We start from the raw sequence: 20385 nt of genomic DNA, 5'->3' as shown, positions 1-20385 counted from the left end.
AAGAAAAGAGAAGCGGAGGAGTTAGTAGTGCGTGTATTAGTGAGTGGTGGGGGTACTGGTGGTCATATTTATCCAGCTCTTGCTTTAATTAGAGAAATAAAAAAGTTAAATCCAGAAGCAAGATTTTTATATATTGGTACGGAAAATGGACTAGAGAGTACAATCGTTCCAAAAGCAGGTATACCATTTCAATCTATTGTTATAAGTGGATTTAAACGAAAAATATCATTAGATAATGTGAAAACAGTAATGCGTTTTCTAAAAGGTGTACAGGATAGTAAACGATATATTCGTCGTTTTAATCCGGATATCGTAATTGGAACGGGTGGATATGTATGTGGACCAGTTGTATACGCTGCAGCCAAATTAGGTATTCCAACTATTGTACATGAACAAAATAGTGTACCAGGTGTAACGAACAAGTTTTTAAGCCGTTATGTTGATAAAGTTGCTGTTTGTTTTGAAGCAGCTATAGAGCATTTTCCGGAGTCAAAAGTGGTAATGACAGGTAATCCACGAGCATCAGAGGTAATGGAACAAAATGGAATGAAGGGGAAACGTTCAGTTGGGCTTTCTCTTCCTAAAAAGTCTGTACTTATATTTGGTGGAAGTCGTGGGGCTAGACCGATTAACGATGCCTTCGTTGAAGCAATTGAACAGTTTGGGAACAAAAGCTACGAAATACTATATGTAACAGGTGAAGTACATTATGACAAAGTGATGGAAGCCGTGAAGCAAAAAGGGAACCCAAGCAATGTTATTATTAAGCCGTTCATTCATAATATGCCAGAGGTACTAACTGGTGTAGACCTTGTTGTTTCAAGGGCTGGGGCAACAACACTTGCAGAATTAACAGCGTTAGGAAAACCAAGTGTGTTAATACCGAGTCCGTATGTAACAAATAATCATCAGGAAAAGAATGCACGTTCAGTTGTTGATAAAGGAGCGGCAAAAATGTTACTTGAAAAAGATTTAACAGCTGAAACGCTTATTCGTGATATTGATGAGATTTTATTAGATGCACAAACATTACAAAATATGAAGCTAGCTGCTAAGCAACTAGGTATTCCAGATGCAGCAAATAAGCTGTATGAAGTAATGAATAAGCTTGTAAAAAAATAAAGTGAGGCTTTAATCAGCGGGGAGTGATTCTCTCTCGTTGATTATTACCTTTCACTAATCGGATGTTTACTGGTATCCTCATTCCGCCTAATTTCTTTGTTATCGCCTAATTTTGATTTAGGAGCTGTACTGCCCGTAAATAGAGGGATAACGTTAGGTGAACGCCCTGCATATTATTGTCATAAGGAGACTTAATATGGGGGAGATTGTCTATGGAACAATTAGTAAATGAGCTTATAGAAGCAGACGTTGGTCGTGTTTTAGTTAACGAGCCGTTAGCACGTTATACAACTATGAAAATAGGTGGACCAGCGGATATTTTAATTGTGCCAAAGCATGTAGCCGGTATTGAAAAAACATTACAGTTAGTAAAACAATACAAAACGAAGTGGATTGTAATTGGTCGCGGTTCAAACCTTCTTGTATCTGATCAAGGCATAGAAGGTGTTGTTATTCGTTTAGGAGAAGGATTAGATCACTTAGAGGTCGAAAAACATAAGGTAAGAGTTGGTAGTGGATATCCTCTTATTAAATTGTCAACTTTACTTAGTCGTCAAGGGTTAGCTGGATTGGAGTTTGCAAGCGGTATTCCAGGAAGTGTCGGTGGTGCAGTATATATGAATGCAGGTGCACATAAATCGGATATATCGAGTGTATTATCGAAGGCTCTCATTCTGTTTGAAGACGGTACAATTGACTGGTTAACGAATAAAGAACTGGAGTTTTCTTATCGGGCATCTGTATTGCAAACGAAACGTCCTGGTATTGTTTTAGAGGCGGTGTTTCAATTACAGGCGGGAAAACGTGAAGAAATTGTACGTAGCATGCAAAATAATAAAGATTACCGCCGTGAAACGCAACCATGGAATCACCCGTGTGCAGGAAGTGTATTTCGGAATCCAATCCCACATTTTGCAGGAGATTTAGTAGAAAAAGCAGGGCTTCGTGGTTATAGGATTGGTGGAGCTCAAATCTCTGAAATGCATGGCAATTTTATTGTTAATACCGGGGGAGCTTCAGCGCAAGATGTATTGTCTTTAATTGAATTAATAAAACATACAATTAAGGATAAATTTGATGTAGATATGCACACAGAAGTAGAAATCATTGGAAGATAACGGTTATTCGTTCCGCTCATTATCATTTATGTTATAATAAGAAGATAAGAACGGCATGAGGAACATGCCGTTCTTTATGTTACATAGGGGGATCGTACATGAATAATAGTAAAGTGATTAAACTACAAGATCGTGTACCAAAATTGAAAAATCAAAAGAAAAAAAACAAAAAAAATGTTAATCATCGATTGATTTTATACATATCAATTTTATTTTTATTAGTGCTCTTTTTAATTTATTTTCGGTCTCCGCTTAGTAATATAAAAAAGATTAGTGTGTTTGGAAATCACTATATGACGGATGAACAAGTAATGAAGGATTCAGGCGTGACATATGATACAAGTTATTTCCGAGTGACAGCACATAAAGCTGAAGAAAACTTAACGAAGCGAAAAGAAATTAAAGCAGTAAATGTAAAAAAACGTTTTCCAAACAATATTGATATTCATATCGAAGAATATTTAACGATTGGTTATATAAATAAAGAGGGAAAATTACAACCGTTATTAGAGAATGGAAAAACGCTTGATGTACTACCTAATGGAAAACTTCCTGTTGCAGCACCGATTTTCGAACCTTTTAAAGAAGAGAAAATGAAGGAGTTAATCGCTGAACTAGAAAAATTAACACCAGCTATTTTAAAATCTATTTCGGAGATTCGCTACTCACCAACGAATGCGAATGAAGATCATCTTACTTTATATATGAATGAAGGTTATGAAGTGAGCACTACAATTCAAAATTTCGCAAAACGTATGGAAGCCTATCCGCTTATTTTAAAAACAATTGAGCCAGGTAAGAAGGTATTAATTGACTTAGAAGTAGGTGCATATACGAAAGAATTAGGTGCGGAAGAAAAAAAAGAATAGAATGGTAGTTTTCGTTACTTATAGCAGAAAAAACGAAACGAATGTTCTATTATGTGTATACGAATTTAGAAGAATGGTTCATTTGATGAAAAATATGTAAAAATTCTTAGATTCATACTAGTATTGGTACAAGTTTCACTTTTCTATGAGTACATCTTAGTGTAGACTTATACTTGGCGGTAAACTTTACACTCGAAATAGAATTATTTCAAGATAAGCAGTTATTCATAGTTTACTGCGATATTCTTAATTGAATGCTAAATAAAAATAAGAAAAATATAGGGTTAAAAAAGGGAAACGTATAAAGACGTTGAATATTTTTCTTATAAATAGTAAAGTTGCGATTGTTGTTCCATATATTGAGTTGTATGGTATAAATAAAGAAGGAGGTGCCAAAGAATGAACAGCAATGAAATATATGTTAGTCTTGACATCGGTACATCCAATGTTAAAGTCATCATTGGTGAAATGGTTAATGACAGCTTAAACATTATTGGTGTTGGAAATGTAAAATCAAATGGTTTAAAGAAGGGATCGATAGTTGATATAGACGAGACTGTTCGATCAATTAAAAAAGCAATTGAACAAGCTGAGCGCATGGTGGGAATCCACATTGAGCAAGTTGTAGTAGGTGTCAATGCAAACCAGGTACAGCTACTTCCTTGTCACGGAGTAGTCGCTGTTTCAAATGAAGATCGTGAAATCGGGAATGAAGATGTCTTACGCGTTCTAGATGCAGCACAAGTTGTGTCAATTGCTCCAGAACGTGAGTTTATTGATGTGGTACCTCGACAGTTCATCGTAGACGGTCTTGACGAGATTAACGATCCACGCGGGATGATCGGTGTAAGATTAGAAATGGAAGGTACACTTATTACAGGCTCGAGAACTTTACTACATAACCTACTTCGTTGTGTAGAAAAAGCAGGTCTTGAAATTGTTGATATTTGTCTTCAACCTTTAGCGGCTGCAACAGTTGCAATATCTTCAGATGAAAAAAATAGAGGAGTAGCCCTTGTTGATATGGGGGGAGGATCTACAACTTTATCTATTTTTAAAGATGGAGAGTTACAAGCGACAAGCGTATTACCATTAGGTGGAGACCATATAACGAAAGATATTGCGATTGGGTTGAAAACTTCAACAGAAAATGCAGATCAAATTAAGTTGAAATATGGACATGCTTTTTATGATACAGCATCTGAAGAAGAGATGTTTACGGTTCCTATTATGGGAAGTGATCAAACAGAACAATATTCTCAGTTGGAATTATCGGATATAATAGAGGCTCGTGTAGAGGAAATTTTAATGTTTGTTCAAGATGAAGTGCGTAAGTTAGGAGTAAAGCAAGTGGCTTCTGGTTATGTACTAACTGGCGGAATTGCTTCTATGCCAGGTGTTCTTGATCTTGCATATGATATTTTACATGAAAATGTTCGTGTAGCAACTCCTGATTATATTGGTGTGCGTGAGCCCCAATATACAAGTGGAGTTGGATTAATTAAACATTCTTATCAAAAAGCTAAATTACGTGGGAAAAATGTGCAGGAAAAGCAAGAGCATTTTGAACCAGTACCAGCACCAGCACCAACGCCGGTACAACAGCAACCCACGAAACAAAAAACTCGTAATCAAAACAATAATAATCAAAATGATGACCGCATGATGTCAAAAGTAAAACGTGTATTCCGTTATTTATGGGATTAAAATTGGACACGAAAAATGAGGTTCTAGGGGGATTTCGACATGTTAGAGTTTGATACTACTCAAGATCAATTAGCGAATATAAAAGTTATCGGTGTCGGCGGTGGCGGAAACAATGCTGTAAACCGTATGATTGAACACGGTGTACAAGGTGTAGACTTTATCGCTGTGAACACTGATGCACAAGCATTAAATCTATCAAAAGCTGAAACAAAAATGCAAATTGGTGGAAAATTAACGCGTGGACTTGGTGCAGGCGCAAACCCTGAAGTAGGGAAAAAAGCTGCAGAAGAAAGTAAAGAACAGATCCAAGAAGCACTTCGTGGTGCGGATATGGTCTTCGTAACTGCCGGTATGGGCGGTGGAACTGGAACTGGTGCAGCTCCAGTTGTTGCTCAAGTTGCAAAAGAATTAGGTGCTTTAACAGTAGGTGTTGTAACACGTCCATTTACTTTTGAAGGACGTAAGCGTGCGACGCAAGCAGCATCTGGTATTGCAGCATTTAAAGAAAATGTAGATACTCTTATTGTAATTCCAAACGATCGCTTATTAGAGATTGTTGATAAAAATACGCCAATGTTAGAAGCATTCCGTGAAGCTGATAACGTATTACGTCAAGGTGTTCAAGGTATTTCGGATTTAATTGCAACGCCAGGTTTAATTAACTTAGACTTTGCAGACGTAAAGACAATTATGTCTAATAGAGGTTCTGCTTTAATGGGTATTGGTTCTGGTAATGGGGAAAATCGTGCTGCAGAAGCTGCGAAAAAAGCGATTTCTAGCCCATTACTAGAAACATCTATTGATGGAGCTCAAGGTGTTATCATGAACATTACGGGTGGCGCTAACTTAAGCTTATATGAAGTACAAGAAGCGGCAGACATCGTAGCTTCAGCTTCAGATCCAGAAGTAAATATGATCTTCGGTTCTGTTATTAACGAAGGATTAAAAGATGATATCGTTGTAACTGTAATTGCAACTGGTTTTGATGATAGCATTGCAACTCAACCACCAAAACCAATTATTCGTCCGAATGCGAACCACACGCAACAACAGCAACAACCAGTAGCTCAACCTTCAAAACAGCGTGAAGTAAAACGTGAAATGAAGCGTGAAGAGCCAGTTGTACATGAGCGTCATTCAGATTCAGATGATATCGATATTCCAGCATTTTTACGTAACCGTCGTAGACGATAAAAAAAGGAGCTTTCATGCTCCTTTTTATTTTTTATGGAAAAGACCTGCTAAGCAGGTCTTTTTTTATTTCGTATATTTCAATATATTTTGTTTGTGAAAATAAGAGTATATCATTCTATGAATTTGTAATTTTATTTTTTACCGACAGATTATGTCTAGAAATCACAAAATAACAAAAAAACACCTCCGCAAATTGACACACTTTCCTATTGGATATGCATTATACTAGTCTCAACTTGAAAAAAGAGGTGAATTGTTTGGTTGTTTACGCCGACGTTGTTTGGTTGTTAAACGCCTGCATTGATTTTCTTTTGCTTTTATTAACAGCTACCGTGTTAAAAAAGAAAATCAAAAGATGGAGGCTTGTGTTAGGGGCATTTATAGGTTCAACTATTGTTATTTTTGCCTTTACTCCTTTTGCTTCTATGATGACACATCCAATTATGAAACTACTGTACTCGTTACTTATTGTGTATACAGCATTTGGGTTTACGACATTTAGAAATTATGCACAAACTGTTTTTACTTTTTACTTTGTAACCTTTATGGTTGGCGGAGGATTAATTGGAACTCATTTCTTTTTGCAAACGAATGAAATGGTAAATGGATTGGTTCAATCTCAGTCAATTTCTTACGGTGATCCAATTAGTTGGTTATTTGTTATTTTTGGTTTTCCAGTAATTTATTATTTTTCTAAAAAGCGTATTGAAAGCGTAGAGGTCACGAAAATACACTATGATCAAATTGTGAAAGTAAAAATTCAATTAGCCGAAGAAGAACTAGAACTCGCAGGTCTTATTGACAGTGGGAACCAACTTTATGACCCATTAACAAAAACACCTGTTATGATTATGCATGTTTCATCATTAGAACATTGCTTACCATCTTGGTTAACAGAACAAATTTATTCCAAAACAGAAATTCCTCAAATACCAGAAAATGATTCTGGTTGGGCGACCAAATTACGCTTAATTCCTTTCCGTGCAGTAGGAGTAGAGAGTCAATTTTTGTGGGCAATTAAGCCTGACAGTGTGCAAGTTGACCATGAAGGTAGTTCTATTGTTGTAAACAAAGTATTAATTGGATTAAATACACAACAGCTGTCTACTAATGGGGAGTATCAATGTATTGTGCATCCAAAAATGTTGATTTCGCAAAAAATGGTGATCGCTTAATAAATGAGAGGCGGGATAATATGATGAAATTAAAATTTTATTTAGTATACCTTTGGTATAAAGTATTGCTGAAATTAGGAATTAAGACCGATGAAATTTATTATATTGGTGGAAGTGAAGCGTTGCCACCACCGTTAACAAAAGAAGAAGAGGAAGTTCTTTTGAATAAATTGCCAAAAGGAGATCAGGCAGCAAGGTCATTACTTATTGAACGTAACTTAAGGCTCGTTGTATATATAGCAAGAAAGTTTGAAAATACAGGGATAAATATTGAAGATTTGATTAGTATAGGAACAATCGGCCTTATTAAAGCGGTAAATACATTTAATCCAGAAAAGAAAATAAAATTAGCAACATATGCATCGCGTTGTATAGAAAATGAAATTTTAATGCATTTACGTCGAAATAACAAAAATCGTTCGGAAGTTTCTTTTGATGAACCACTAAACATTGATTGGGATGGGAATGAACTGTTATTGTCTGACGTGTTAGGTACAGATGATGATATTATTACAAAAGATTTAGAAGCTACTGTAGATCGTCACCTTTTAATGAAAGCATTACACCAATTAAATGATCGTGAAAAACAAATTATGGAACTTCGGTTTGGGCTTGCTGGAGGAGAGGAAAAGACGCAAAAAGATGTGGCTGATATGCTTGGGATTTCACAGTCATACATTTCGCGTTTAGAAAAAAGAATTATAAAAAGATTACGAAAAGAATTTAATAAAATGGTGTAAAGAATAAGACCAGCCGTTATGTAGGCTGGTCTTATTCTATTTAGTTGTATTAGGAAAGATAATTTAAATAATAAATCGTGAAAAAACCACATGCATAAAATCCCCTTCAAAGGAAATACTTTACACTGTACAGCAACTCCCGATAGGAGGGAACACTTTGACGAGAAACAAAGTAGAAATTTGCGGTGTTGATACAGCTAAACTTCCAGTATTAAAAAATGAAGAGATGCGTAAATTATTTCGTGAAATGCAAAGTGGAGAGATAAGCGCAAGAGAAAAATTAGTGAATGGAAACTTACGTCTTGTACTGAGCGTCATCCAAAGATTTAATAACAGAGGAGAATATGTTGACGATTTATTTCAAGTTGGTTGCATCGGACTTATGAAATCAATTGATAATTTTGATTTAGGCCAAAATGTAAAATTTTCAACGTATGCTGTGCCGATGATTATTGGGGAAATACGCAGATATTTGCGTGATAATAATCCGATTCGCGTATCGCGCTCATTGCGAGATATTGCGTATAAAGCTTTGCAAGTAAGAGAAAAATTGATTGCAGAAAATTCAAAAGAACCAACAGCAATGGATATTGCAAAAGTGCTAGAAGTAACTCATGAAGAGATAGTATTTGCTTTAGATGCGATTCAAGATCCAGTTTCATTATTTGAACCGATTTATAATGATGGGGGAGATCCTATCTTTGTTATGGATCAGTTAAGTGATGAAAAACAAAAGGACGAGCAGTGGGTTGAAGAATTAGCATTGAAAGAAGGAATGAAGCGTTTAAATGATAGAGAGAAAATGATTATTAGAAAACGTTTCTTCCAAGGAAAGACACAGATGGAAGTTGCAGAAGAAATTGGGATTTCCCAAGCGCAAGTATCACGTTTAGAGAAGTCAGCCATTAAACAAATGAATAAAACGATTCAAGGATAAGGTCTCACCAATTATGGTGAGACCTTTTTATATGTAATATGGTTTGTGCTCATAGTAGGGGATTAGTGTTCATATAATGAAACTAGCATGGTGTTTCGTATAGGTGGCTTCCTGTAAATATGAGAAACAGTTTCCAATTTGTCATATAAGGGAGAGGATAAAAATGGTGATACGAATTTCAGAGTTACAGATGAAGGATGTTATAAATATTTCAGATGGAAAAAGGATTGGGAATATTGGAGATATTGAAATTGATATGAACACAGGGAAAATTTGTTCTGTTATTATTTCCAAACAGACACGTATGCTAGGTATTTTTGGAAAAGATGTTGAGATTGTAATTCCTTGGAAGGAAATTGTGAAAATTGGGGAAGATGTCATACTTGTAAGAGTAAATCCTGTTAATTCTGTAACAGAATCAATACAAACACCGACAATTTCATAAAGAATATTACAAATTCCTCTTTTTTTTCTGTTAGGATTATGAAAAAATAAAAGTATGGTAAAATAGACAGGAAGTACCATGCTTTTTTCTGTTATTTTAATTAAAAGGAGCCGCTTTATTATGAGAGAACCATTTAAATATGTGGACGGTATACTGTATTTACAAGCGTGGAAAGAACTTGGAAACATTACTGCTGGATTTACGACAAAAGATGGTGGGATAAGTACGGGCTCCTTTCATGCGATGAATTTAGGATTACATGTGAATGATATCGTGGAGAACGTTCATGAAAACAGACGCATTTTAGCAAATAAGTTACAAAAACCATTAGAAAACTGGATTTGCTCTGAACAAGTTCATGCTCATCATGTTGAAAAAGTAGGGCAACAGGAAAAGGGAAGTGGTGTCTATTCATATGAGGACGGCATTTCAAAAACAGATGGCATTTATACGAGTAATGAAGATGTTCTGTTAACGTCTTGTTACGCGGATTGTGTTCCGCTCTATTTTTATGCACCATCACATGGTATGATAGGACTTGCGCATGCTGGATGGAAAGGCACTGTACAAGAGATTGCAAAGGAAATGATTCAAAAGTGGAATGCAGAAGGTATTTCAAGTGATGAAATTCATGTTGCAATTGGGCCGTCGATCGGATCTTGTTGTTATGTTGTGGATGATCGTGTATTAACAGCAGCACAGGAAGTAGTTAGCGGTGCTGTTCCTCATCAAAAAATTTCTGACGGGCAGTACGCAATTAATTTAAAAGAAATTAATCGTATATTATGTGTACAAGCAGGCATAAAAGAAGAGCATATTGTAATGTCATCTCTTTGTACAAGCTGTGAAGAGCAACTATTTTTCTCTCATCGTCGTGATCAAGGTAAGACAGGAAGAATGTTGAGTTTCATAGGTTTTAAGGAGGAAGGAAGCAAGTGACAGTACAAGAAAATTTAGTAATTGTAAATGAAGCTATTAAAGAATCTTGCGCTCGAGCTGGACGTTCGTTGCAAGATATTAAACTTGTTGCAGTTACAAAAACTGTAGGGATTGAAAAAACAAACGAAGTAATTGAAGCTGGAATTATCGATTTAGGTGAAAATAGAAATGAAGGTTTCTTACAGAAATACGAGCATTTCGGTTCAAAAGTTAATTGGCACTTTATTGGCTCATTACAAACGAGAAAAGTAAAAGAAATCATTAATGAAATTGATTATTTACATTCGTTAGATCGTCTTTCGCTGGCGAAAGAAATTCAGAAACGTGCTGATAAGAAAGTGAAATGCTTTATTCAAGTGAAAACCTCATCTGAAGAATCGAAGCAAGGATTGGCAATAGAAGAGGTTGTTTCTTTTATTCAAAGTTTGCAAGAATTCGATAAAATTGAAGTGGTTGGACTAATGACGATGGCTCCATTTACAGAAGAAGAGGAAGAAATCAGACGCTGTTTTAAGGAATTACGTATGCTGCAAACAGAGGTGCAGGAGCTAGAGTTATTACATGCGCCATGTAAAGAATTATCAATGGGAATGTCCAACGATTACACAATTGCAATTGAAGAAGGGGCTACATATATTCGTTTGGGAACGATTTTAGTAGGAAAAGCGTAAAAGGAAGGAGAATCTTATTATGAGTTGGTCAAAAGTAAAATACTTCTTTTTTGATACACCGGAAGAAAAAGAAGCAGCTCAATATGGTTATGAAAAGGAGCAAACAGACATGAAAAAGCAGCAAGATCCACCAGAACAACAAGACGTTACGTTTCCGAAAGCGCAACCGAAGCAAAATGTTGTGAGTATTGAAACAGCAAAACAATCTTCAAAAGTTGTTTTATTAGAACCACGCACATATTCGGAAGCACAAGGGATTGCGGACCACTTAAAAGGTAGACGAGCTGTTGTAATTAATTTGCAGAGAATGTCTACTGATCAAGCGGTACGTATCGTTGACTTTTTAAGTGGTACTGTATACGCTATAGGCGGGGACATTCAAAAAATAGGGCCGAAAACATTTATGTGTACACCTGAAAATGTAGATATTGTTGGTGCGATTTCAGAGTTATTCGGTGAAGAAGAAGAAACAAATATAAAGAGGTGGTAATACGCCATGACAACAGTTTTTATAGTGTTAAGTTATGCTATCGAGATTTACTCGTGGGCACTTATTATTTACATTCTCCTATCATGGTTTCCTGGTGCAAAGGAATCATCTTTTGGAGAGTTCCTGGCACGTATTTGTGAACCGTATTTAGAACCATTCCGCCGCTTTATTCCGCCGCTTGGAATGATTGATATTTCTCCAATCGTTGCGATCTTTGCGTTGAAACTTGCTAAAACTGGTTTGTTCAGTTTATTAAGCTATTTCTTATAGTAAGAAGGTAAATACATGAGCATCTACGAACATTTTAGGCCTGATGAGGAGGTCTTTGTGGATAAAGTGCTAGAGTGGAAGCGAGCGGCGGAGTACCATCAAGTGAAGTTAACGGATTTTCTTGATCCTAGGCAACAACAAATTGTTTCTATGGTAATAGGACAAGGTGATGTTGCTGTACAATTTGGTGGTGCAACGCCTAATGCAGAGCGTAAAAGAGCACTTATTTATCCAGACTATCTAGAATTAAATGAAGAAGAATTTCAAGTAGAAGTATTAGAAATTGACTATCCTTCCAAGTTTTATACGCTAGAACATAGGAAAATATTAGGTGCATTTATGTCTCTTGGTTTAACAAGAGAAAAATGTGGTGATATTTTGTTGCAAGAAAATCGTGCCCAAATTGTAGTTGCGAAAGAAATTGTATCGTATATTGAGATGAACTTACAATCAATAGGGAAAGTAAAAGTCTCTTTAGCGTCAGTGCAAGGAGAACAAATTCTACAGATAGATGAAACGTGGGGAGAGAAATCTGGAACGGTTTCTTCACTTCGTTTAGATGTTATGTTAGCTGAAATGTTACATTTATCTAGACAGAAAGTACAACCTTTCATAAAAAATGGTTTAGTAAAAGTCAATTGGAAAACAGTGGAGCAAACTTCTTATGAATGCTATCCAGGAGATGTTTTTTCTGTTAGAGGATATGGCCGAAGTAAATTATTTTCTGTAGAAGGTAGAACAAAACGCGACAAATGGAGAATTTTGTATGGTATACTAAAATGATTGGTTTTTTAGAAGGAAATCCTCCTATTTTGTCGAAGAAAAGATATAATTGAAAGAGGAAATTTAGATAACTACTTGGAGGTGGCGTTGTGCCGTTAACACCATTAGATATTCATAACAAAGAATTTGGTCGCGGATTCCGTGGCTATGATGAAGATCAAGTAAATGAGTTTCTTGATCAAATTATCAAAGATTATGAATTGGTCATTCGTGAGAAAAAAGCTTTAGAAGAAAAAGTTGCGCAGTTAGAAGGGAAGTTAGATCATTTCTCTAATATTGAAGATACGTTAAACAAATCTATCGTCGTTGCACAAGAAGCAGCGGAAGAAGTAAAACGTAATGCGCAAAAAGAAGCGAAATTAATTGTGCGTGAAGCTGAAAAGAATGCTGATCGTATTATTAACGAAGCATTAGTAAAATCAAGAAAAGTTGCTTTTGATATTGAAGAGCTAAAGAAACAAGCGAAAGTATTCCGAACTCGTTTCCGTATGTTATTAGAAACACAGCTTGAGATGTTAAACAACGATGATTGGGATAAACTAATTGAATTAGAAGACGAAGTAGATGAACTGTTGAAAAAAGAAGAAACAGTGTAAGCTTGACGTTTTTCTCATTATTACATATAATTTTAAACAACATATTTATTAAGAAAAACGAAGATAGGGATAAGTACCTTTTCAAACCTTATATAGCGAACTGAGGATGGTGTAAGCTCAGGATAAGGAGATAGTGGGAATATCACCCTGGAGTTCCGCGCTGAACAAATAGAGTAAGCGTAGGCGTGTATTCGCGTTAAGAATATAAAGAGGATTCTATACATATGTATATGATCTACTAGGGTGGTACCGCGGGAGACTTTCTCGTCCCTTTTTGGGATGAGAAGGTCTCTTTTTTATTCCGTTTTTTAAGTGTTTCTTTTATACATGTAAGGAGGAATTGAGCATGGAGTACAAAAATACATTACTGATGCCAAAAACAGAGTTCCCAATGCGTGGGAATTTACCAAAACGTGAGCCTGCAATGCAAGAAAAATGGGCTGAAATGAATATTTACGAAAAAGTACAAGAACATACAAAAGGACGTCCTTTATTTGTATTGCATGATGGACCTCCATATGCGAATGGTGACATTCATATGGGACATGCATTAAATAAAGTATTAAAAGACTTTATTGTTCGTTATAAATCAATGACTGGTTTTAGTGCGCCATATGTTCCAGGATGGGATACGCACGGTTTACCAATTGAACAAGCTTTAACAAATAAAGGTGTAAAACGTAAAGAAATGACAGTTGCTGAGTTCCGTAAGTTATGTGCAGAGTATGCATATGAACAAGTAGAACGTCAACGTGAACAATTTAAGCGTCTAGGTGTACGTGCAGATTGGGATAATCCATATATTACTTTAGAGCCAGCTTATGAAGCACAACAAATCAAAGTGTTTGGTGACATGGCGAAAAAAGGTTATATCTATAAAGGTCAAAAACCAGTTTACTGGTCTCCAACGAGTGAATCTGCTTTAGCGGAAGCTGAAATTGAATATCAAGATAAAAAATCAGCATCTATTTACGTAGCATTCCCTGTAAAAGATGGAAAGAACGTATTAGAAGGTGATGAAAAGTACATCATTTGGACAACGACACCTTGGACATTACCTGCAAACTTAGGTATTTCTGTTCACCCAGAGCTTGAATATAGCATTGTAAAAGTAAACGATGAGAAATATATCATTGCTTCTGAGCTGTTTGAGACAGTTGCAAAAACGTTAGAGTGGGAAAATGCTGAAGTTGTGAAAACAGTAAAAGGTAGCGAACTTGAGTACACAGTTGCAAAACATCCATTCTACGATCGTGATTCATTAGTTATGCTAGGAGACCACGTAACAACAGATGCAGGTACAGGTTGTGTTCATACAGCACCAGGACACGGGGAAGATGACTTCGTTGTTGGTAAAAAGTATGGATTAGAAGTACTTTGCCCAGTCGATGATAAAGGTGTATTAACAAATGAGGCACCTGGATTTGAAGGCTTATTCTATGATAAAGCTAATAAACCAATTACAGAAAAATTAGAAGAAGTAGGCGCGTTACTGAAACTAACATTCATTACACATTCATACCCACATGATTGGAGAACGAAAAAACCAATTATTTTCCGTGCGACAGCACAGTGGTTTGCATCTATTGAAGCATTCCGTAAAGAATTAATAGAAGCTGTAGCAGAAACAAAATGGGTACCAGCATGGGGAGAAACTCGTCTTCATAATATGGTTCGTGACCGTGGTGACTGGTGTATTTCTCGTCAGCGTGCATGGGGTGTGCCAATTCCGGTATTCTATGCTGAGAATGGTGATCCAATTATTACGGATGAAACAATTAACCATGTAGCAGATTTATTCCGTGAACACGGTTCTAACGTATGGTTCGAGCGTGAAGCGAAAGATCTATTACCAGAAGGATTTACACATCCAGGTAGCCCAAATGGCGAATTCCGTAAAGAAACAGACATCATGGATGTATGGTTCGATTCAGGTTCTTCTCACCAAGCGGTATTAGAAGAGCGCGAAGATTTACAGCGTCCAGCTGATTTATATTTAGAAGGATCTGACCAGTATCGTGGTTGGTTTAACTCTTCATTATCAACAGCAGTTGCTGTAACAGGTAAAGCTCCATATAAAGGCGTACTAAGTCACGGTTTCGTACTAGATGGTGAAGGACGTAAGATGAGTAAGTCGATTGGAAACATTGTCGTACCGAAGAAAATTATGGATCAATTAGGCGGAGACATTTTACGCTTATGGGTATCTTCTGTTGACTATCAATCTGACGTACGTATTTCAGATGATATTTTAAAACAAGTAGCAGAAGTGTATCGTAAAATCCGTAACACATTCCGTTTCTTATTAGGAAACTTAGACGACTTTAAGCCAAGTGAAAATGCAGTAGCTGTAGCTGAACTTCGTGAAGTAGATCGTTACATGTTAGTGAAATTAAATGACTTAATTACAAAAGTTAAAGAAGCATATGAGACATACGACTTCGCTGCTGTGTATCATGCAATTCATAACTTCTGTACAATTGATTTAAGTTCATTCTATTTAGACTTTGCAAAAGACATTTTATATATTGAAGGTGCAAACCACGAAGATCGTCGTGCGATTCAAACTGTATTATATGATGTTCTTGTTGCGTTAACGAAACTTGTAACACCAATCTTACCGCATACAGCTGATGAAGTATGGCCATACATTCCAGGCGTAACAGAAGAAAGTGTACAATTAACTGATATGCCAGAAGCTGTACAATTAGATGACGCGGAAGCGTTAAAAACAAAATGGGATGCATTTATGACATTACGTGATGACGTGTTAAAAGCACTAGAAGTAGCTCGTAATGAAAAAGTAATCGGTAAGTCATTAAATGCAAGCATTACGCTATATCCAACTGCAGAAATGAAAGCTATGTTAGAGTCTATTAGCGAAGACTTAAAGCAATTATTCATCGTTTCTGAGTATAAACTTGGTGGTATGATGGATGAAGCGCCAGCAGATGCACCGAAGTATGAACATACAGCGGTTGTTGTTGCTCAAGCAACTGGTGAAACATGTGAACGTTGTTGGGTAGTTTCAGAAACAATTGGTAAAGATGCTGAACATGAAACATTATGTGAGCGTTGTGCAACAGTTGTTAAAGAAAACTATGTAAAATAATAAAAAAAGCTGACTGCTATTGATGCAGTCAGTTTTTTTGTTGATGGCATATCAAAATCACTTTCAGACTCTTTCCTGTGAAGGAAAAATGTGTGTGAGGTAAGCAAATAAATTTCGGACACACTAACTGTACATTACAGCTAGGAGGAATGTACACGTGAATGAAATTTACATGGAAATAAAAGAAGAATTGCAATTGATGAGAAAAGAGTTGCAAGAGAGACTAGCTAAAGAAGTAATGCACAAATATGATGTCGAGTTCAGCCAAGAGCTTGGATATGAAATTAAGGAAGAGATAAAGAAAAAATTGCTATTACATGATATAAAAGAGGATTTAAAGGATGTAGAACGCGCATTATTTAAAATGGAAATAGACATGTATGGTATTTGTGAAGAGACGGGGAGATTAATTTCGACAAAGCAAATGAAGACAATGCCGACTGCCCGTACGATTCATGAATTCTTTTATGAAAAGGTAAATGTATGAATACGCACAACGATATTATATTACCTTTTTTTAATTTATTTTATTCTTCTATAAAGGTTCATTGTGAAAAGGTAGCAGCTATGCTAAAATTTTGAGGTACACTGTCTTTGTGGGGGAAATGAAAATGATATATTATGTAATAGCGTTATTCGTCATTGCTATCGATCAAATATCGAAGTGGTTAATTGTAAAGAACATGGAATTGGGTACGAGTATTCCGATTATCGACAATGTATTATACATAACATCACATCGAAATAGAGGCGCTGCTTGGGGTATTTTAGAAAATAAAATGTGGTTCTTCTACATTATTACAGTTGTTTTTGTAGTGTTTATTGTATTTTATATGAAAAAGTATGCGAAAACAGACAAGCTTCTAGGTATTTCGTTAGGCCTAATTTTGGGCGGGGCAATTGGTAACTTTATTGATCGTGTATTTAGACAAGAAGTAGTGGATTTCATTCACGTGTATATTTTCTCGTACAACTATCCAGTATTCAATATAGCTGATTCAGCATTATGTATTGGTGTTGTATTAATTATTATTCAAACATTATTAGAAGGCAAGAAAGCGAAGGAGTAATTGAATGAGTGAAGTAGTACAAGTAACAGTTGCAGCAGAGCAAAAAAATGAGCGAATTGATAAATTCGTTGCAGGGATAAATAACGAATGGTCACGTACGCAAGTGCAGCAATGGATTAAAGATGACGTTGTGACAGTAAACGGGAAAGCGGTAAAAGGGAATTATAAAGTAAAAGAAGAAGATGAAATTACAGTAACAATTCCTGAACCAGAAGAGTTAGATATTCAACCAGAGGATTTAAATTTAGAAATTTATTATGAAGATGCAGATGTGCTTGTTGTAAATAAGCCACGTGGTATGGTTGTACATCCAGCACCAGGGCATACAAGTGGTACACTTGTAAATGGCCTTATGCATCATTGTACAGACTTATCAGGCATTAACGGTGTAATGCGTCCAGGTATCGTGCATCGTATTGATAAAGATACATCTGGACTATTAATGGTTGCTAAAAATGATATGGCACATGAATCGCTTGTGAATCAGCTTGTAGCAAAAACAGTAACGAGACGTTACAAAGCGATTGTACACGGTGTGATTCCGCATGATAAGGGAACGATTGATGCTCCGATTGCTCGTGATAAGAAAGAGCGTCAAAGTATGACAGTTGATGAAAATGGTAAGAACGCTGTTACGCACTTCCAAGTGTTAGAACGCTTTAAAGACTTTACACTTGTAGAATGTCGCTTAGAAACGGGACGTACGCACCAAATTCGTGTTCATATGAAATATATTGGCTATCCACTTGCAGGAGATCCGAAGTATGGTCCGAAGAAAACGTTAGATATGAATGGACAAGCACTTCATGCGGGTATTTTAGGCTTTGATCATCCTCGTACGGGTGAATATATTCAGTTTGAGGCACCGATTCCAGAAGTGTTTGAAGACGCATTAAATATTTTACGAAAATAGTATTGACAAATCATAAGAAAACTGAGATACTGACAACAGTTAAATAATGATCCTTTAACACAGCCCCGTGAGGTTGAGAAGGTAACGGTTTGAAATACTTAGGGTATGTTGTACCCTTTTTTCAAAAGTCCTCTCGCACACGCTGAGAGGACTTTTTTTATACCATTACTCTCACGCAAGAAAAAGCTTGGAGGTGTAGAGCATGCAAGAGAAAGCTGTCGTTTTAGATGACCAAATGATTCGCCGCGCTTTAACACGAATTAGTCATGAAATCGTGGAACGAAATAAAGGTGTCGATAATTGTGTTCTTGTCGGAATTAAAACTCGTGGAATTTTTATTGCACAACGTTTGGCAGAACGAATTGGTCAAATTGAAGGAAAAGAAATGGAAGTTGGAGAGTTAGACATTACGTTATATCGTGATGATTTAACACTACAATCGAAAAATAAAGAACCACTTGTAAAAGGTTCTGATATCCCTGTAGATATTACGAAGAAAAAAGTTATCCTTGTGGATGACGTATTATATACAGGAAGAACAGTTCGAGCAGCAATGGATGCTCTTATGGATTTAGGTAGACCATCTCAAATCCAATTGGCGGTTCTTGTTGATAGAGGTCATCGCGAATTACCAATTCGCGCTGATTATGTAGGGAAGAATATTCCAACATCAAGTGAAGAGCGTATCGAAGTTGATTTGCAAGAGACAGATCAACAAGATCGAGTAAGCATATACGATAAGTAAAGCCCTTTTAAATGTAGTCCTGTGAGGCTGCCAAAGGGTCTTGGCTTTCATATGTCAAATTTGGCATACGAAAGTGTAGGACTCTTTGTGCACAGGCACAAAGAGTTTTTTTATTGCAAAGATTTAAACTGAAGGAGGATGTAACAATGGAACAAAAGCCAGTGTTAGACGTTAATGAAGTACCGAAACCGGGAAAATGGTTATTTTTAAGTATACAACATTTGTTCGCGATGTTTGGATCAACAGTGCTTGTTCCGTTTTTAACAGGATTGAATCCATCAGTAGCATTAATATCAAGTGGATTAGGAACGTTAGCGTTCCTTCTTATAACGAAAGGTCAAGTACCTGCTTATCTAGGATCATCATTCGCCTTTATCGCACCGATTATAACAGCGAAAACGGCAGGTGGACCGGGAGCGGCAATGCTTGGTGGTTTGCTAGCAGGACTTGTGTACATCTTAATCTCACTCGGAATTAAGAAATCAGGATCAGAGTGGATTATGAAATTACTACCACCAATCGTAGTTGGTCCAGTAGTAATGGTAATCGGTCTAGCTTTAGCACATACAGCAGTTAACATGGCGATGAACGGTGCGGATGGCGAATATAGCTTTACACACTTTTCAGTAGCGTTAGTAACATTAGCAATTACAATTATATGCTCGATATTTGGAAGAGGATTTTTCAGTATCATACCAGTGTTACTTGGCATTATCGGCGGATATATCTTCGCTTACTTCCAAGGGCTAGTAGACTTAAAGCCGGTAGCTGAGGCAAAATGGTTTGTTGTACCAGATTTCACAGTACCATTTGTAACATACACACCAGAGTTTTCATGGAAGATTGTACTCTTGATGGTACCAGTTGCACTAGTAACAATATCAGAACATATCGGACATCAAATTGTTCTTGGAAATGTTATTAAAAGAGATTTAATTGAAAAACCAGGTTTACACCGTTCAATCTTCGGTGACGGAGTAGCAACATTAATCGCGTCACTAATCGGTGGGCCACCGAATACAACGTATGGTGAAAACATCGGTGTGCTAGCAATTACGAGAGCATACAGTGTATACTTATTCATCGGTTCAGCAGTATTCGCAATCATGTTCGGATTTATCGGTAAGATTTCTGCACTGATTCATTCGATCCCAACACCAGTTATGGGTGGTGTATCAATCTTACTATTCGGTGTAATCGCATCAAGCGGATTACGCATGATGGTAGATGATAAAACAGATTTAAGTGACAAACGAAACTTAATGATTGCATCAGTAATATTAGTAATCGGTATTGGTGGAGCGGTACTTCACGTAGGAGAATCATTCCAAGTAGAAGGAATGGCACTAGCAGCAATTGTAGGTGTACTGTTAAATCTACTACTACCGGAAACGAAACAAATAAAACAATCTAAGCAGATTGCTTCATAATAATAACCTTTTAATTCAGTCCTGTGAGACCGGAAAGGGTGGCTTCTTTCTTGCACCCT

At 36.5% G+C, this 20385-nt stretch carries 21 protein-coding genes and 1 other annotated feature; all 21 genes read left to right on the top strand.

Features of this window, described 5'->3' with window-relative positions; genetic code table 11:
* The first annotated feature begins 27 nt into the window (after nucleotides 1-27).
* The 21 genes from murG (at nucleotide 28) to uraA (ending at nucleotide 20326) form a co-directional block, all read left to right on the top strand.
* Nucleotides 28-1122 (top strand): undecaprenyldiphospho-muramoylpentapeptide beta-N-acetylglucosaminyltransferase, encoded by a 1095-nt coding sequence (gene murG / locus MR107_RS08020; protein ID WP_025689214.1) that lies wholly within the window; start codon nucleotides 28-30, stop codon nucleotides 1120-1122.
* 212 nt (nucleotides 1123-1334) lie between these two features.
* A complete protein-coding gene (gene murB, locus MR107_RS08015) occupies nucleotides 1335-2240 on the top strand; it encodes a UDP-N-acetylmuramate dehydrogenase (RefSeq protein ID WP_000437019.1) in 906 nt (301 codons plus the stop codon).
* A 98-nt stretch (nucleotides 2241-2338) separates the two neighbouring features.
* Nucleotides 2339-3109, top strand: a complete 771-nt coding sequence (gene divIB, locus MR107_RS08010; protein ID WP_001065793.1) for a cell division protein DivIB — start codon at nucleotides 2339-2341, stop codon at nucleotides 3107-3109.
* 399 nt (nucleotides 3110-3508) lie between these two features.
* Entirely contained in the window at nucleotides 3509-4816 is a 1308-nt protein-coding gene (gene ftsA / locus MR107_RS08005) for a cell division protein FtsA (protein WP_001087558.1), read from the top strand.
* Between the two features lie 39 nt (nucleotides 4817-4855).
* Nucleotides 4856-6010, top strand: a complete 1155-nt coding sequence (gene ftsZ / locus MR107_RS08000; protein ID WP_000888984.1) for a cell division protein FtsZ — start codon at nucleotides 4856-4858, stop codon at nucleotides 6008-6010.
* A 257-nt stretch (nucleotides 6011-6267) separates the two neighbouring features.
* Nucleotides 6268-7185 (top strand): sigma-E processing peptidase SpoIIGA, encoded by a 918-nt coding sequence (spoIIGA, locus tag MR107_RS07995; RefSeq protein ID WP_000261975.1) that lies wholly within the window; start codon nucleotides 6268-6270, stop codon nucleotides 7183-7185.
* A 20-nt stretch (nucleotides 7186-7205) separates the two neighbouring features.
* Complete coding sequence (gene sigE, locus MR107_RS07990) at nucleotides 7206-7925, top strand: RNA polymerase sporulation sigma factor SigE (RefSeq protein WP_000976948.1); 720 nt, start codon at nucleotides 7206-7208, stop codon at nucleotides 7923-7925.
* Between the two features lie 157 nt (nucleotides 7926-8082).
* On the top strand, nucleotides 8083-8862 hold the full coding sequence (gene sigG / locus MR107_RS07985) for an RNA polymerase sporulation sigma factor SigG (RefSeq protein WP_000197755.1): 780 nt from the start codon (nucleotides 8083-8085) through the stop codon (nucleotides 8860-8862).
* A gap of 163 nt (nucleotides 8863-9025) precedes the next feature.
* Complete coding sequence (locus MR107_RS07980) at nucleotides 9026-9307, top strand: YlmC/YmxH family sporulation protein (protein ID WP_000236745.1); 282 nt, start codon at nucleotides 9026-9028, stop codon at nucleotides 9305-9307.
* A gap of 120 nt (nucleotides 9308-9427) precedes the next feature.
* Nucleotides 9428-10246, top strand: coding sequence for a peptidoglycan editing factor PgeF (pgeF, locus tag MR107_RS07975; protein WP_001209008.1), 819 nt, complete (start codon nucleotides 9428-9430; stop codon nucleotides 10244-10246).
* Nucleotides 10243-10917: a YggS family pyridoxal phosphate-dependent enzyme gene (locus tag MR107_RS07970; protein WP_000218005.1), complete on the top strand. Its 675-nt coding sequence runs from the start codon at nucleotides 10243-10245 to the stop codon at nucleotides 10915-10917. The genes pgeF and MR107_RS07970 overlap by 4 nt, the downstream gene beginning before the upstream one ends.
* A gap of 19 nt (nucleotides 10918-10936) precedes the next feature.
* On the top strand, nucleotides 10937-11407 hold the full coding sequence (locus MR107_RS07965) for a cell division protein SepF (protein ID WP_000119129.1): 471 nt from the start codon (nucleotides 10937-10939) through the stop codon (nucleotides 11405-11407).
* A 6-nt stretch (nucleotides 11408-11413) separates the two neighbouring features.
* Entirely contained in the window at nucleotides 11414-11677 is a 264-nt protein-coding gene (locus MR107_RS07960) for a YggT family protein (protein WP_000214233.1), read from the top strand.
* Nucleotides 11678-11692: 15 nt separating this feature from the next.
* Nucleotides 11693-12460 (top strand): YlmH family RNA-binding protein, encoded by a 768-nt coding sequence (locus MR107_RS07955; RefSeq protein ID WP_242292231.1) that lies wholly within the window; start codon nucleotides 11693-11695, stop codon nucleotides 12458-12460.
* 89 nt (nucleotides 12461-12549) lie between these two features.
* Nucleotides 12550-13056 carry a septum site-determining protein DivIVA gene (gene divIVA, locus MR107_RS07950; RefSeq protein WP_001131611.1) on the top strand — a complete coding sequence of 169 codons (507 nt, stop codon included), beginning with the start codon at nucleotides 12550-12552 and terminating at the stop codon, nucleotides 13054-13056.
* A 51-nt stretch (nucleotides 13057-13107) separates the two neighbouring features.
* Nucleotides 13108-13331: a binding site (T-box leader), on the top strand.
* Between the two features lie 71 nt (nucleotides 13332-13402).
* Entirely contained in the window at nucleotides 13403-16168 is a 2766-nt protein-coding gene (ileS2, locus tag MR107_RS07945; RefSeq protein WP_000455951.1) for an isoleucine--tRNA ligase, read from the top strand.
* A 157-nt stretch (nucleotides 16169-16325) separates the two neighbouring features.
* Nucleotides 16326-16655 carry a TraR/DksA C4-type zinc finger protein gene (locus tag MR107_RS07940; RefSeq protein ID WP_001002956.1) on the top strand — a complete coding sequence of 110 codons (330 nt, stop codon included), beginning with the start codon at nucleotides 16326-16328 and terminating at the stop codon, nucleotides 16653-16655.
* A 124-nt stretch (nucleotides 16656-16779) separates the two neighbouring features.
* The gene (gene lspA, locus MR107_RS07935; protein ID WP_000642180.1) at nucleotides 16780-17238 is read left to right on the top strand and encodes a lipoprotein signal peptidase LspA; all 459 of its coding nucleotides are present in this window, start codon (nucleotides 16780-16782) and stop codon (nucleotides 17236-17238) included.
* 4 nt (nucleotides 17239-17242) lie between these two features.
* Nucleotides 17243-18151, top strand: coding sequence for an RluA family pseudouridine synthase (locus tag MR107_RS07930; RefSeq protein ID WP_000005829.1), 909 nt, complete (start codon nucleotides 17243-17245; stop codon nucleotides 18149-18151).
* A 202-nt stretch (nucleotides 18152-18353) separates the two neighbouring features.
* The gene (gene pyrR / locus MR107_RS07925; protein ID WP_001156491.1) at nucleotides 18354-18896 is read left to right on the top strand and encodes a bifunctional pyrimidine operon transcriptional regulator/uracil phosphoribosyltransferase; all 543 of its coding nucleotides are present in this window, start codon (nucleotides 18354-18356) and stop codon (nucleotides 18894-18896) included.
* Nucleotides 18897-19042: 146 nt separating this feature from the next.
* Nucleotides 19043-20326: a uracil permease gene (gene uraA, locus MR107_RS07920; RefSeq protein WP_242292230.1), complete on the top strand. Its 1284-nt coding sequence runs from the start codon at nucleotides 19043-19045 to the stop codon at nucleotides 20324-20326.
* The last annotated feature ends 59 nt before the right edge of the window (nucleotides 20327-20385 follow it).

The organism is Bacillus cereus group sp. BfR-BA-01441 (assembly GCF_022663075.1).
Classification (GTDB): domain Bacteria; phylum Bacillota; class Bacilli; order Bacillales; family Bacillaceae_G; genus Bacillus_A; species Bacillus_A cereus.
The sequence above is the reverse complement of the archived record's forward strand: the minus strand, read 5'-3'. Positions and strand labels throughout refer to the sequence as shown.